The sequence below is a fragment of the Mammaliicoccus sciuri genome, from assembly GCF_025561425.1.
Classification (GTDB): Bacteria; Bacillota; Bacilli; order Staphylococcales; family Staphylococcaceae; genus Mammaliicoccus; species Mammaliicoccus sciuri_A.
This window is the reverse complement of record NZ_CP094824.1, coordinates 1,599,851-1,613,948: the sequence shown is the minus strand read 5'-3', so window position 1 is coordinate 1,613,948 and position 14,098 is coordinate 1,599,851. Positions and strand designations below refer to the sequence as shown.

The 14,098-nt window shown below is 32.1% G+C and carries 14 protein-coding genes; 7 read left to right on the top strand and 7 right to left on the bottom strand.

Translation table 11 applies throughout. The features are described 5' to 3' along the window. Window positions 1-40 precede the first annotated feature (40 nt). Complete coding sequence (locus tag MUA60_RS08355; protein ID WP_262647870.1) at window positions 41-658, bottom strand: DedA family protein; 618 nt, start codon at window positions 656-658, stop codon at window positions 41-43. 93 nt (window positions 659-751) lie between these two features. Beyond that, entirely contained in the window at window positions 752-1,252 is a 501-nt protein-coding gene (gene msrA / locus MUA60_RS08350; RefSeq protein WP_058611338.1) for a peptide-methionine (S)-S-oxide reductase MsrA, read from the bottom strand. A gap of 154 nt (window positions 1,253-1,406) precedes the next feature. Between msrA and MUA60_RS08345 the strand changes: the two genes are divergently transcribed. After that, window positions 1,407-2,384 (top strand): LCP family protein, encoded by a 978-nt coding sequence (locus MUA60_RS08345; RefSeq protein WP_262647869.1) that lies wholly within the window; start codon window positions 1,407-1,409, stop codon window positions 2,382-2,384. 71 nt (window positions 2,385-2,455) lie between these two features. Here MUA60_RS08345 and MUA60_RS08340 read toward each other — a convergent pair whose 3' ends face one another. After that, window positions 2,456-2,641, bottom strand: coding sequence for a 2-hydroxymuconate tautomerase (locus MUA60_RS08340; RefSeq protein ID WP_037560206.1), 186 nt, complete (start codon window positions 2,639-2,641; stop codon window positions 2,456-2,458). Beyond that, window positions 2,641-3,654 carry a cation diffusion facilitator family transporter gene (locus MUA60_RS08335; RefSeq protein WP_262647868.1) on the bottom strand — a complete coding sequence of 338 codons (1,014 nt, stop codon included), beginning with the start codon at window positions 3,652-3,654 and terminating at the stop codon, window positions 2,641-2,643. Before MUA60_RS08335 ends, MUA60_RS08340 begins: the two co-directional genes overlap by 1 nt. 348 nt (window positions 3,655-4,002) lie before the next feature. Between MUA60_RS08335 and mqo the strand changes: the two genes are divergently transcribed. The 4 genes from mqo to MUA60_RS08315 all read left to right on the top strand — a co-directional run bounded on the left by mqo (window position 4,003) and on the right by MUA60_RS08315 (window position 7,905). Further along, window positions 4,003-5,487 (top strand): malate dehydrogenase (quinone), encoded by a 1,485-nt coding sequence (mqo, locus tag MUA60_RS08330; RefSeq protein ID WP_262647867.1) that lies wholly within the window; start codon window positions 4,003-4,005, stop codon window positions 5,485-5,487. A gap of 129 nt (window positions 5,488-5,616) precedes the next feature. Next, complete coding sequence (locus tag MUA60_RS08325; RefSeq protein ID WP_025905962.1) at window positions 5,617-6,021, top strand: sporulation protein; 405 nt, start codon at window positions 5,617-5,619, stop codon at window positions 6,019-6,021. Between the two features lie 139 nt (window positions 6,022-6,160). Further along, window positions 6,161-7,381, top strand: a complete 1,221-nt coding sequence (locus MUA60_RS08320) for a Y-family DNA polymerase (protein WP_262647865.1) — start codon at window positions 6,161-6,163, stop codon at window positions 7,379-7,381. A gap of 113 nt (window positions 7,382-7,494) precedes the next feature. Then, window positions 7,495-7,905 (top strand): VOC family protein, encoded by a 411-nt coding sequence (locus MUA60_RS08315; RefSeq protein ID WP_262647863.1) that lies wholly within the window; start codon window positions 7,495-7,497, stop codon window positions 7,903-7,905. A 58-nt stretch (window positions 7,906-7,963) separates the two neighbouring features. On the opposite strand, the gene MUA60_RS08310 is transcribed toward MUA60_RS08315, so the two are convergent. Together MUA60_RS08310 and MUA60_RS08305 are read right to left on the bottom strand one after the other, a co-directional pair. Further along, on the bottom strand, window positions 7,964-8,671 hold the full coding sequence (locus MUA60_RS08310; RefSeq protein WP_262647862.1) for a GntR family transcriptional regulator: 708 nt from the start codon (window positions 8,669-8,671) through the stop codon (window positions 7,964-7,966). A 107-nt stretch (window positions 8,672-8,778) separates the two neighbouring features. After that, window positions 8,779-9,873, bottom strand: coding sequence for a tartrate dehydrogenase (locus MUA60_RS08305; RefSeq protein ID WP_262647861.1), 1,095 nt, complete (start codon window positions 9,871-9,873; stop codon window positions 8,779-8,781). Between the two features lie 176 nt (window positions 9,874-10,049). On the opposite strand from MUA60_RS08305, the gene MUA60_RS08300 reads away from it, so the two are divergent. Together MUA60_RS08300 and MUA60_RS08295 are read left to right on the top strand one after the other, a co-directional pair. Then, on the top strand, window positions 10,050-11,321 hold the full coding sequence (locus MUA60_RS08300; protein WP_262647860.1) for an SLC13 family permease: 1,272 nt from the start codon (window positions 10,050-10,052) through the stop codon (window positions 11,319-11,321). Window positions 11,322-11,393: 72 nt separating this feature from the next. Further along, the gene (locus MUA60_RS08295) at window positions 11,394-12,530 is read left to right on the top strand and encodes a glycerate kinase (RefSeq protein ID WP_262647859.1); all 1,137 of its coding nucleotides are present in this window, start codon (window positions 11,394-11,396) and stop codon (window positions 12,528-12,530) included. Between the two features lie 31 nt (window positions 12,531-12,561). Here the strand turns inward: MUA60_RS08295 and MUA60_RS08290 are convergent, their stop codons facing one another. Next, window positions 12,562-14,076 carry a Na+/H+ antiporter NhaC family protein gene (locus MUA60_RS08290; RefSeq protein ID WP_262647858.1) on the bottom strand — a complete coding sequence of 505 codons (1,515 nt, stop codon included), beginning with the start codon at window positions 14,074-14,076 and terminating at the stop codon, window positions 12,562-12,564. Window positions 14,077-14,098: the final 22 nt, after the last annotated feature.

Sequence of the window (14,098 nt, the reverse complement as noted above, 5' to 3'; positions counted from 1 at the left end):
AACCACTTGTGAAAAAGTGGTTTTGGGTTTTTGCTTGTATTTAATTAACACGTGTTTCTTTTATACGTTTATACCATAAGTATAGTACGTATAGCACTGCTATCGCAATGATTACAATAAACACTTTAGAATACATACCTACATATACAAGAATTTGATGCCAGTGATTACCTAGCATTTTACCGAGCATAATTAGAAATATATTCCACATACCTGTACCGACAGCTGTTAAAAGTATAAATACGGGTAAGTTCATTTTAGTTATACCGGCTGGTAATGAAATGAGTGTTCTGACGATTGGGATAAAGCGTCCTAAAAAGATAGCCCAATGTCCATATTTGTCTAACCATTGAATGGTCTTATCTAAGTCTTGAATTTTGATACCTATATATTTGCCGCGTTTATGTATAAATTTATATAAACGTTCTTCTCCTATAAAAGCACCAACACTATATAATACAAGTGCTCCGAGTACAGCACCTAAAATTGTAAGTAAACATACAATTATGATATTCAAGTCTGATTGTGAAGTCATAAAGCCTGCAAATGTTAATATGATTTCAGAAGGGAAGGGGTGTATAACATATTCTAAAAATACGAGTATGAAGACACCGATATATCCATAATGCGTCATAAAATCAGTAATCCATTGTTCCATAATGTTCTCCTTTTATATCTTAAATACTGATAGATGTTATATAAAAATAACAGTATAGCATAATTGTATACGATACTGTTATGCTATACTTGTTTATTTTAAACTTTGTCTAATTGTTTGTTCTTCTTGATATCTTTCAGGATTCTTCTTATAGAAATCTTGATGATAATCTTCAGCTTTGTAAAAAGGCTTATATGGTAATAGTTTTGTAACGACTGATTTTCCTTCTGGTAATTCTTTATTGAGTTGTTCGATATACTGTTCAGCAAGTTTCTTCTGATCATCATTTGTATAGAAAATAGCTGTTTCGTACTGTGTACCTCTGTCTTGGAATTGTCCATGAGCATCAGTAGGGTCAATAATAGAAAAATATATTTCTAGCAGTCTATTATATGAGAATAAAGCTACATCATATTGGATTTCGACAACTTCATAATGTCCGGTATCACCTTTTTTTACTTCTTCGTATGTTGGATTTTCAGTTGTTCCACCCATATAACCTGAAGTCACTTTATCTATTCCTTCATATTGGTCAAATGGCTTAACCATACACCAAAAGCATCCTCCTGCAAAATACGCTTTATTCATATTCATGATATTTTTACCATCCTTTATTCAGTCTCAAGTCTTATTTTTAAGTTAGCTTTGCAATTTTTCTTGATTTTTAGTTTATAAATTGGTTAACTTAATGTATGAGTCTCATTATAATATAATTAGACTCAATTTTGAAGATAAAAGGTTGGTAACAATGACTTCGCATAATCAATTAGAAACTGAAGATAATCGTCAAAAGAATATACCTACAAGAAGAAAAAAGCGTAGAATAAAAAAAAGACCTTTTATTTTCTTAGGTATCATCTTACTTTTAATTGGACTTGGATTTTACATTAATGCTTCTTATAAATCTGGTTTGAAAGTTTCATCAGATAACGGTAAAAAGCATCAATTACATAAATTCAATAGTACAACGCGGAATGATGGTAAAGTAAATGTGCTCGTATTAGGTGAGGACCGCAAAGTAGATAATTCACAACCTAGAACAGACTCAATTATGATTGTTCAATACGATTACTTGAAAAAAGATCTCAAAATTGTATCTGTCATGAGAGATATTTATTCAGAAATCCCAGGTGGCTATCGTAATTATAAGATTAATACTGCATATTCATTAGGCGGACCTGAATTATTACGTAAGACATTGAAGAAGAACCTTGATATTGATCCGGAATACTATGCAATTATCGATTTTGATGGATTTGAAGAAATGGTCGATGAAATTGCACCTAAAGGCATTCCAATCGATGTTGAAAAAGATATGTCTGCAAAAATTGGTGTTTCTTTAAAACAAGGGCAACATAATTTAAACGGGAAAGAATTATTAGGTTATGCGCGCTTTAGACACGATGAAGAAGGTGACTTTGGTCGTGTTAGAAGACAACAACAAGTTATGACTGCACTAAAATCAGAATTGATGAGTGTAGATTCAGTTGTTAAAGCACCGAAATTAGCTGGTATTGCTAGAGGTTATGTTAATACCAATTTAGATGATCAAACAATTTACAAAACGGGAGCTAGCTTCTTAGCTAGAGGCGATAAAGATATTAAGACGTTAACAGTCCCTGTTAAAGGTTCTTATACAAATGAGAATGATATTGAAAATGGGGCAATATTAAAAATCGACAAAGAAAAAAATAAAGAAGCTATTAAGAAATTTCTTAACGATTAATTTATGAGGGAACTAAAAAAGCAATAAATGGTCATTTTGACCATTTATTGCTTTTTATATTGATATAGTTCTTATGAATCAGATTTACGTGTACCAGCAACACCGTAGTGTTCAGGTTTCATTTCTTCAATAATGACATGAATATTTTCTTTTGGTGCTTTTGCATTTTGATGAACGGCTTCAGTAACATCTTTTACAAGACCTTTCAATTGTTCATCAGATCTACCTTCAATTAATTTAATGTTTACGATTGGCATTATAAACGCTCCTTATTATATTGAATATTTGCTGAAGGACCACTATCTCCATTCCAGTCTGTTTGACCGTCATCTTCAATGAATTCAATGTTCACATCTTCAACATGAGATAAGTCTAACAGTTTTAATATAATCCGTTTTCTGATATCTGACAACTCTTTAAGTGTATAATTGTGATTAACTTCTAATAAACATTCTATATGAAGTGCTTCTCCTTCTTTAATAACAGCAAGTCTTTTAATATCACTAATTGCTTTATCATCTAGTATGACACGTGAAGCATGTATTTCAGATTCATGATCGGCGATACCAAGAACGCCTTGTGCATTTTCAATGAAGATAATACCCACAACGATAAACATCATCACACCAATGATGACTGAAGCAATACCTTCTAACATACCCAATCCTGTTAATCTTGCGATAATGATTGAAAGAACGGCAATAATACCACCACCAGTTGCGACAGTATCTTCCATGAATACTAATTTTGTTGCAGGTTTAGCTTTACCAATCAGTAAATAACTTTTAGTAAAAGGTGTCAATAATCCCTTACTGCTTTCACCAGCTTCTTCCAAGATTTCTTTACCAGCTTTTCTTAATACACTACCTTCTAAAATAATACCGATAGATAGAACGGCGATATTAATCCAGAATAATAATAATGATCCACCAGTTTCATTGTGATGGACAATATGGTGAAAACCTTCTTTAACCGTCTCATAAGATAAAATACCTACAATAATGACAGCTATTAAACAGACGAGGTTAATTAATCTTCCGTATCCAAGAGGAAACTTCTGATTTGGACTTCTTTTAGAAAATGCTGATCCTAAAAATACAAAAAGTTGGTTTGCTGCATCACCGAAAGAGTGCATCATTTCAGCAAACATCGCAATGTTTCCTGTAAAGATGAAAGCGAATAACTTTAAACAACCTAAAATAAAGTTAACAATTGCAGCAGAAAGCGAAGACTTGCTTCCTTTTTTAAGTAAATTAATGAAATCTTTCATAAAAAACTCCTTTAAAATATTTTTGTTTTGATTATATCACTGTAATACCCAAATTTATAATAATATAAGTATTTTTATGTAAATATCATAATAATAATATGTAAACTATAAATGTTATTTGAAATTTTTTAAACCATCATTTAGGGAATGTGTTATACTATTTATATAGATATATTAATTAAGTTATACTAATTCTCGACTATTTTAATGTAACTTAATAATAATATTAACTTATTACACATTGTGCACTTGTTGTCACTTTTTAAATGAAAGCATAAGGTTTATAATAGTAGTAATACATATATTTAGTCGAAATGGTTAATATTGAAAGGGGCTCTGTAGTTAATTATGAATGCTTTACATAAGAAAACAGATGTAATATTAATTGGTGGAGGCATTATGAGTGCTACTTTAGGTACAATGCTTAAAGAATTATCACCAAACTTAGAAATTAAATTATTTGAAAAATTATCAAAACCTGCTGAAGAAAGTTCTAATGAATGGAATAACGCCGGAACTGGTCATTCAGCATTATGTGAATTGAATTACACTAAAGAAGAGGCGGATGGTTCAGTTAATATTGATAAAGCTATTCAAATAAATGAACAGTTTCAATTATCAAAGCAATTTTGGACATATTTAGTAAACAAAGGTAGTTTAACAGATCCACAATCATTTATTCGTCCTGTACCACATATGAGTTTTGTGTATGGAGACAAAAATGTACAATTTTTGAAAAATAGATGTGATGCGTTATCAAAAAATCCATTATTCAATGGTATGACGTTTACAGATAATTTTGAAACGTTAAAGCATTGGATGCCGCTTATGATGGAAGGTCGTTCTAAAGATGAAAGAATTGCCGCAACTAAAATTGAATCTGGTACAGATGTAAATTTTGGGAATTTAACACGCTCATTATTAAGTGACTTAAAAGACCAGGGTGTTGAGTTGAATTACAATCATTCTGTTCAGAATATTCGCATAAATGAGGACGATTCATGGCAATTAAAGATTTATAATGCCGAAACTAAAAAGGTTGAATATCACAATACTCAATTTGTGTTTATCGGTGCTGGTGGCGGTAGTTTACCATTATTACAAAAGACAGGTATTAAGGAAGCTTCTAATATTGGAGGTTTCCCAGTTAGTGGTTTATTTATGGTATGTAATAACGAAGAAATTATTGCTAAACACGATGCTAAAGTATACGGTAAAGCAAAAGTTGGTGCGCCACCTATGTCTGTGCCGCATTTAGATACGAGATATATTGAAGGTAAACGTTCATTATTATTTGGACCATTTGCTGGATTCTCACCTAAATTCTTAAAAACTGGCTCTAACTTAGATTTATTTGGTTCAGTGAAACCGAATAATATCTTTACGATGTTATCAGCTGGTTTAAAAGAAATGGGATTAACGAAATATTTAGTAGAACAAGTCTTATTGTCAGATGAAAAGCGTTTAGAAGAACTAAAAGAATTTATACCGACTGCTAAGTTAGAAGATTGGGATATCGTAATCGCTGGTCAACGTGTACAAGTCATTAAAGATACAAAAGAAGGCGGCAAGGGTACATTACAATTTGGTACTGAACTTGTAACAAGTGAAGATGGCTCTATTTCTGCGTTATTAGGTGCGTCTCCAGGTGCTTCTACTGCTGTACATGTTATGTTGCAGTTACTTGAAAAATGTTTCCCTAATGAATTTGTAAACTGGGAAGATAAAATTAAACAAATGATTCCTTCATTTAGAACAAACTTATCTGATAATCCAGATTTATTTAATGAAATTAATACATCAACTTCGAAAGCATTAGGTTTATATAAGTAAGTTTATGTTGAAAATTGACGTTTGTTAAAAAAATTATCAATTATAATTAAAAAATCCTCTTTAATCACTTTAAATTTTAGTTTAATCGAGTTAAACTATCTTTAATGAAGATTAAGGGGGATTTGTATTATGTTTGAAAAGTTACTTACCTCTATAGGTGTCGGTAATCTAACAATCGATACGCGTTTAGAAAAGATGACTTTTAATGAAGAAGAGCCCATTAAAGGTAAAGTAATATTTAAAGGTGGTTCATGTGATTTAGAAGTTAAATATATTGAATTGTCACTTATTGAACGTGTCAATAATCAAAATGAGGATAGTGATTTTTCGGAATTTGATTATGAATTGCATAAGCATAAAGTTAATCAATCCTTCTTGATCAAGAAAAAAGACCATCAAGAATACGAATTTGAATTTAAATTAGAACAAATTGAATTCAAAGGTGAGCCAGAAGAAATATTTTTAAAGACACATGTTCATATTGATCAGTCAATTGGCGCTGACGACGAAGAAAAATTAAGTATAGTAAGATAACTTATAACGAAGTCTTACAAAGTTGACCTATAAGAGGTTAATGCTTTGTAGGACTTTTTTATTTTGATAAATAAATCTCTTGAAATAGAACACGTGTTCGTATATAATAATACAAACAAATGTTCTGGGAGGTGATGTGATGTACAATTACAGTGATTTCCAAGAGAGATATATTTTATGTTTAAGTCATCATAATTTTTTTGCAAATGTGTCATGTGTTTCTAAAGGTATTAACCCAAATGAATATAAATTAGCTGTTATTTCTGATACGAAAAGGCAAGGAGCTATCGTTATTTCTGCTACTGAGCCGTTACAAGAATTAGGAATCAAGACTGGTTCAAGACTATTTGAAATACCACATAGAAATGATATCTTTATCATCAATCCAAATATGAAACAGTATATAAACTATGCAAATGCTATTTATAAAGTATTACTTAAATATGTACATGCAGAAGATATCCAACAACAGCGTGTAGATGACATTTTTATTGATGTGACAGATTATTATAAGCAATATTGTGATAGTCCAATTGAATTTGCTGCAAGGATCCGAACTGAAATAGAACAGGAAACGCAATTGAATTGTCATATAGGTATTGGACCAAACATGTTGTTAAGCAAGTTGGCTTTAGATAATGAGTCTTACCAACATGAACAATTAATTGGATTATTAAATTATAGCGATATAAGAGATAAAGTGTGGCCGATACATCCATTGCATAAAGTGTGGGGGATAAATGATCGGTTAGAAAATGAACTAAATGAACTTGGTTTATATACTGTTGGAGACTTAGCGCGCTATCCAGTTAATAAATTAACGCAATTATATGGCGCTATGGGTAAGGAATTGAATTTAATCAGTAATGGTATAGATACTAATATCGTACGTGAAACACATAGAATTTATAATCCAGACATTAAATGTGAAGTCGCGCTTGAAAAACAATACCAATATTATGAGATGAAAGAAATCATTCTTCAACAAGTGGAACGATTAACGAAACAATTAAGATCTAGAAATTTATTAGTTAAGACAATTGCTTTTTCACTGAAAAGTAATGCCAATACAATCTCTAAATCTTACACTTTAAAAGACGGCACGAATATTACGATGGATATATTTAGAGTAATCTGGAGTTTTACAGAACAGTTAAGTGATAAGCAGGAGAAGTATTCAGCATTAAGTATTTCACTAACACAACTCGTGCCAGAACGAGCTCGTGAACTGAATTTATTTATAGATACATTTGAGCGAGAACGTGATGAAGCATTAGTGTTGCTTACTAATGAAATGAGTGTCAATAACTCATATAGTAGACAAGAAGAAAGTAATCATCATCTAATTAATCATAACTGAAATATAATAAATAATCATTTTGTGTTTAAAATGTAAATATTATTAATATTTGACAAACTCTTTGCACATTTATATACTTATTTTGATTAACAATCAAATACGGGGAGTGGTGCATGGTGATTAAACAAGTTACACCTTATCTTTACTTTAACGGAACTTGCGAAGAAGCGTTAGCGTTTTATAGTGAAGCCTTAGATGGAAGCGTAAGAGAATCACAAACTTATGGTGACGCAGGTGTAGATGCCTCCGAAGATCCTAATAGAATTATACATGCACAATTAGAAGTTAATGGTCATTTATTTATGTTTTCTGATATACCAAATGATGATTCACTTCATAAGAATCACAATATATATATTGTTTTAGAATTTGAAACAGAAGAACAAATTAATGAAGTTTATAATATCTTTAAAGAAGATGGACAAGTTCAAATGGAACTTGGACAAACATTCTGGGGTCAGACATATGCAAAAGTAGTTGATAAATTTGGTATCAGTTGGGATTTAACGTATACTCATCAATAAAATAAAGTATAAAGAAAAACCATAAACAATATTTGAGTAAAGTTTATGGTTTTTTAATCTAGTCATTTAATGAATTAACAATTTCTCCCCACGATCTTTTTCTGTGAGATTGCATTGCTAATCGTGCTGCATGCTTATCCTTCGCTTCTATGCATGCAATAATGGCTTTATGTTCAACGATAGATTGATACGGAACAGGTCGATCATTGATCGTAAATAGTCTAGCTCTAAATAATTGGTCTGCATGTATATTAATAACGCTACTTAAGCGAGTATTATTAGCAAAACTAATTAAATCCGCATGGAATTGATCATCTAATATAGACCATTCGTATAAATTATTCTGTTCAAGTTGTTCTTGCTGTAATACAATTAAATGCTTTAAATGTTCTATATTTTCTTCTGTCACTTTAGTTGTCGCTAATTCTACTGCCAAACCATCTAATGTTTCAGTGATTTCATAAATTTCCTTCAAATCATGCTTTTTTATCGGATTGATATGAAAGCCACGCCTCGGAATTAAAGTTAGTAATCCTTCAGTTTGTAATCTTACTAAAGCTTCTCTAATAGGTGTACGACTCATTTCCAAAGCTTCAGCAATTTCTCTTTCTAAAATTGTTTGACCAGGCTCGAGAATTAAATTTTTAATCGCAATACGTAATATATGATAAGCACGAATAGGTAATCGCTGTTCATCTAACTGTTTAGCGATGTCTAGAAGTTTTCCTTTTAAAGAATCATACTCAATTTGCTGTTCTTCTGACATGTCGTATCCTCCTCATTCAAATAATAAAAAAACACGTCTTTCTTAAAATGAGTTTCTCTCATTATAACAGAAAGACGTGCGGTTATATAAAATGATTACGAATAAAATTATTGTTTCACATTCGAATGTAAATTCTCAATTATTGAATCTGCCATTTCTTTAGTTGTTGTATTACCACCTATATCTATTGTAAGTGCGCCAGAACCTGTCGCTTTTTTAATAGCTTCATTAACTTGATTTGCTTCTTCTTTTAATCCTAAATGATCTAACATTAATGCTGCACTACCAATAGCTCCAATAGGGTTTGCGATACCTTTACCTGCAATATCCGGTGCAGAACCATGTACTGATTCAAACATACTTGGATAACGACGATCTGGATTTAAGTTTGCACTTGCTGCAATACCTAAACTGCCTGCTAATGCACTACCTAAGTCAGATAATATATCTGCTAATAAGTTAGATGCAACTACGACTTCTAAATCTTCTGGATGTAACACAAAGTTTGCAGCCATAGCATCAACTAACCATTGATCAGTTTCAACATCAGGATATTCTTTGCTCACGCGTTTAAATACATCATCCCATAATACCATCCCATATTGTTGCGCATTACTTTTAGTAACACTTGTTACTTTTTTACGTTTGCGTTTTTTTGTAGTTTCAAAAGCATATCTAATTACACGTTCACAGCCTTTTTCAGTAAATAAAGAAGATTGAACGGCTACTTCATTTCCTTCACCTCTACCAGTAAAGTTACGACCACCAACACCTGAATATTCACCTTCAGAATTTTCACGAATGAGTACCCAATTTAAAGATTCAACATCAGGATGATTTAATTTACTTTGAACACCTGGTAAAAATTCAACTGGACGAATATTTGCCCACTGGTCAAAACCTTGACATATAGCGATTCTCAAGCCCCATAAACTAATATGGTCAGGGACATTCGGGAAACCAACGGCTCCAAAGTATATAGCATCATAGTCTTTTAATGTTTCTAATCCATCTTCAGCCATCATGCGACCATTTTCTAAATAGTATTCACATCCCCAAGGGAAGTAATCAAAATCAAATGAAAATTGATTATTGGATTGCTCTGCTAAATGATCTAATACTCGAACCCCTTCGTTAATAACTTCTTTACCAATACCATCACCTGGAATGACAGCAATTTTAAATGTTTTTTGTTGTGACATGATAAATAACCTCCTGTTTCTTTGTGATACATCCATTATTAAATAATGTATACGTTAATGTCAATATATAACCTAAAAAGAAAAATATTTCACTAATTTATTGACTTAATGTATACATTAATGTACGATGATTGAAATGAAAACGCTATCAAATTTTGAAATAAGGGGTGTTTAGTATGGATAGTTCAATAATTACTTTAATATTTTTAGTGTTTGCAATAGTTATGTTTGCTTGGGAAAAGATACCGTTAGCAGTAACTGCGATGATCGTCGCAATTGGATTAGTCATTACAGGCGTACTTAAACCTGAAGAAGCCTTTGCAGGATTTGTCGATAGTAATGTGCTATTATTTATGGCTATGTTTATTGTTGGCGGTGCGTTTTTCGAAACAGGAATGGCTCAAAAAATAGGGGGAATCGTCACTAAGTTTGCTAAAACTGAAAGACAATTAATTATTTCTGTTATGTTAATAACTGGTTTAATGTCAGGGATACTTTCTAATACAGGTACAGCAGCAGTTTTAATACCAGTTGTAATTGGTATCGCAGCGAAATCCAGTTTCTCAAGATCTACTTTACTATTACCATTAGTTTTTGCAGCTGCGATGGGTGGTAACTTAAGTTTAATTGGTACACCTGGTAACATGATTGCACAATCAGAGCTAAAACAAATAGGTGACGGATTTGGATTTTTTGAATATGCAAAAGTAGGGTTACCAATTCTGATTATCGGTATAATATATTTCACTTTAATTGGACATAAATTATTACCAAAAAGAGAAGAAGTCGAGCTTGAAGAAGATTCAATATATGCCCAAGAAGTTGACTATTCAAAAGTTCCAAAATGGAAACAAGTTATGTCTTTAGGTGTATTGATTTTAACCGTTATTGCAATGATTTTCGAACAGCAAATAGGTATTGAGTTGCATGTTTCTGCATGGATTGGCGCTTTAGTATTAATAGCAACGAGAGTTATTCCAGAGAAAAAGGCAATGAGATCAATAGATATGAATACGATACTGTTATTTGTAGGTTCACTTGCTTTAGCAAATGCTATTCAAGTATCTGGTGCAGGAAAGGTAATAGCCAGTTCATTAATGAGTACATTAGGTAAAGACCCATCACCGTATGTATTATTATTTGTTATACTCGTGTTGTCTGCTACTATGACGAATTTTATGTCTAATACGGCAACAACTGCATCATTAGTTCCAATTAGTATTTCTATTGCAAATGCTATGGGGGCAGATCCTAGCGCTGTATTAATGGCGACTGTAATTGGTGGTTCATTAGCATTTGCGACACCGATTGGAATGCCTGCCAATACAATGGTTTATGGTCTTGGAGGATTTAAGTTTGAAGACTATGCTATCGCGGGTATCCCACTTATTATTTTATCTATCATTGTTTCGATGATTCTGTTACCAATATTCTTCCCATTTTATTAATTAAATCTGTTAATTTTATAATTTTTCTGTAACATATAAATAGAACGAAATCTTAAGAAGGTGGCGTTATTCATGAAAGTATTAATTGCACCAGATTCCTTTAAAGGTAGTATAGATGCACTCAGTGCTGCGCAAGCAATAGAACGTGGCATTTTAACAGTAGATCCTGATACTAAAACGTTTCTTCTTCCAATGGCTGATGGTGGAGAAGGTACGATGATTAATTTAGTGCAAGCAACTAAAGGAACAGTAGTAGAAGTTAATAGTATAGATCCATTATCAAGATCTATACAATCAAGTTATGGTATAACTGGCGATGGAAAGACAGCTATTATCGAACTAGCAACAAGTTCAGGTATTGATTTACTTAAACGAGAGGAACTTAATCCATTACATACGACTACTTATGGTACTGGATTACTTATTAAAGATGCGATTGAAAAAGGTATTAAACATTTTATTGTATGTTTAGGTGGAAGTGCTACAAATGATGCGGGTATTGGATTGTTACAAGCATTAGGTTATCAATTTCTAGATAAAAATGGAGTAGATATACCTTTAGGTGCAGAACATATTCATCAAATTGAATCGATAAATGAATCAAATGTGATGTTACAAATACATGATGTAAAATTTGAAATTGCTTGCGATGTGACGAATCCATTCGTTGGTAAACAAGGTGCAAGTTATATATTTGGTCCTCAAAAAGGTGCAACTCCAGAAATTGTTGAGAGGCTAGACCAATCATTTATTCATTTTGCAGATATTATTAAGTCATTTAACGGCAAAGAAATAAGCAATATAGAAGGTGCTGGCGCTGCAGGTGGATCAGCAGGTGGTATGTTAGCATTATTAAATGCTGAATTAAAAAGAGGTATCGAACTTGTAGTAGATTTTGTGAATTTTAAAGATATTATTGAAGAAAATGAAATAGACTTGATTATCACTGGTGAAGGGAAAATTGACGGTCAAACTTCTGGTGGTAAAGTTATATCAGGAATTGCACAAATTGCAAAATCTTATCAAATACCTGTTATTGCAATTGGTGGTACGGTTGAAATGCCATTATCAGCACTTCATGAACAAGGATTAACTGCAGCATTTAGTATTGCAAATGGTCCTATGACTTTAGAAGAAGCTATGAATAATGGTGGTAAACTCATTGAACAAAAAACTGAACAAATATTTAGAGCGCTCAAATGGAAATAATAAAAAGAGGTGGAAAAAATCCCACCTCTTTTTAATGATTATACCGATATTTCTGGACTTGATTAATAATAAAGACACTACAAACCATAAATAAGATAGCTAAAATAAGTGTGAATTTAAAATCAATCATACTTGTTATAAGTAGTGCAATTATTGTTATGATACCGTTAAAAATTGCAATAGGTACTTGGGTCTTGTTGTGATCTTTATGGTCAGCACCAGCACCTGTTGATGATAATATGGTCGTATCTGATATTGGAGAACTATGATCACCGAAGATACCTCCAGAAATAACAGCTCCAATACAAACTGCTAACGGAATGTCTAAATGATACCCTAATGGAATTGCGAGGGGTAACATAATTGCAAATGTCCCCCAAGAAGTTCCGTTTGCGAAAGACATACAAGCTCCAACTAGGAATATTAAAGCAGGTACTATAGCAGGTGGTATCGTGCCATCGATGACTTGAACGATATAGTTAGCCGTTCCTAATTTGTCTAATACACCGCCTAATGACCAAGCTAATACTAAAATAACTAAAATATCTGTCATGTTTTTCATACCAGAAGTATAAATATTTAATGATTGGCTAATTGTTTTAACTTTATAAAATAACATTAATAAGATAATAGAAATTGCTGCAAAGAAATAGGATAAACTTAAAGCAATTCTGAAATCTTTACCTTCCACACTTTGGAATGGAAAGCCTTTTGGTGCTAATAATGTAAACAATGAAACAATTAAGATGACGATAGGTAACCAAATTAAAATAGGTTTACTTTTATTTTCAACATCTTTATCGACTTCCACAATTTCTCTTAATGGTTTCGCATTGTCCCAATAAATTTGACCAGTATTCATTATTCGATTCTCAGCTGATTTCATGGGTCCGAAATCTAATTTTAATAAAATAATAAGAGGGACGATTAATACCGCAAGGACTGGATAAATAAAGTAGGGTAATGAAACCATAAAGGCATCCCATGAGGACATATCTATACTTAATCGTTTAAATTCTGTATCAATTAACCCCATAATATAAACGCCCCAACCAATAAACGGTACCATTACTGAAACTGGCGATGCAGTTGAATCAATAATCCAAGCTAATTTTTCTCGAGAAATCTTCGCTTTATCAAATAAACTTTCATAAATTGGTCCAACAATTAAAGGTGTACCCATTTCAGAAAAGAATATAATAATACCACTGAACCAAGCAGCAAGTTGGATTTTGATACGACTTTTCGCACCGGATATAAATCGATTCGCAAATGCCATAGCACCACCTGAGTTCTCAAGTAATGCAACAAAGCCACCGATAAACACTAATAAAATAAGAATTCCAGCATTATATTCATCCGCAACTGTGCTATACAAATAATCTCCGAATAATTTTTTTAAAGAAGAAATTGGATGAAAACTCGTTAACAAGAGTATGCCTGAAAATAATCCTAAAAATAATGAAACAATAACACTTCTCGTAAGTAATACCATAATGATGGCTATAATTGGAGGAATAATCGACCAAAAGCCAAAATGATCCATAAAAATACCCCCTTCAAAATAT

What these genes read in the sequence shown, in the direction of transcription:
- MUA60_RS08320 (WP_262647865.1), top strand. Translation starts at nt 6,161, where the DNA reads ATGTACAATTACAGTGATTTCCAAGAGAGATATATTTTATGTTTAAGT.
- mqo (WP_262647867.1), top strand. Translation starts at nt 4,003, where the DNA reads ATGAATGCTTTACATAAGAAAACAGATGTAATATTAATTGGTGGAGGC.
- MUA60_RS08355 (WP_262647870.1), bottom strand. Translation starts at nt 658, where the DNA reads ATGGAACAATGGATTACTGATTTTATGACGCATTATGGATATATCGGT.
- MUA60_RS08345 (WP_262647869.1), top strand. Translation starts at nt 1,407, where the DNA reads ATGACTTCGCATAATCAATTAGAAACTGAAGATAATCGTCAAAAGAAT.
- MUA60_RS08310 (WP_262647862.1), bottom strand. Translation starts at nt 8,671, where the DNA reads ATGTCAGAAGAACAGCAAATTGAGTATGATTCTTTAAAAGGAAAACTT.
- msrA (WP_058611338.1), bottom strand. Translation starts at nt 1,252, where the DNA reads ATGAATATGAATAAAGCGTATTTTGCAGGAGGATGCTTTTGGTGTATG.
- MUA60_RS08335 (WP_262647868.1), bottom strand. Translation starts at nt 3,654, where the DNA reads ATGAAAGATTTCATTAATTTACTTAAAAAAGGAAGCAAGTCTTCGCTT.
- MUA60_RS08295 (WP_262647859.1), top strand. Translation starts at nt 11,394, where the DNA reads ATGAAAGTATTAATTGCACCAGATTCCTTTAAAGGTAGTATAGATGCA.
- MUA60_RS08315 (WP_262647863.1), top strand. Translation starts at nt 7,495, where the DNA reads ATGGTGATTAAACAAGTTACACCTTATCTTTACTTTAACGGAACTTGC.
- MUA60_RS08325 (WP_025905962.1), top strand. Translation starts at nt 5,617, where the DNA reads ATGTTTGAAAAGTTACTTACCTCTATAGGTGTCGGTAATCTAACAATC.
- MUA60_RS08340 (WP_037560206.1), bottom strand. Translation starts at nt 2,641, where the DNA reads ATGCCAATCGTAAACATTAAATTAATTGAAGGTAGATCTGATGAACAA.
- MUA60_RS08305 (WP_262647861.1), bottom strand. Translation starts at nt 9,873, where the DNA reads ATGTCACAACAAAAAACATTTAAAATTGCTGTCATTCCAGGTGATGGT.
- MUA60_RS08290 (WP_262647858.1), bottom strand. Translation starts at nt 14,076, where the DNA reads ATGGATCATTTTGGCTTTTGGTCGATTATTCCTCCAATTATAGCCATC.
- MUA60_RS08300 (WP_262647860.1), top strand. Translation starts at nt 10,050, where the DNA reads ATGGATAGTTCAATAATTACTTTAATATTTTTAGTGTTTGCAATAGTT.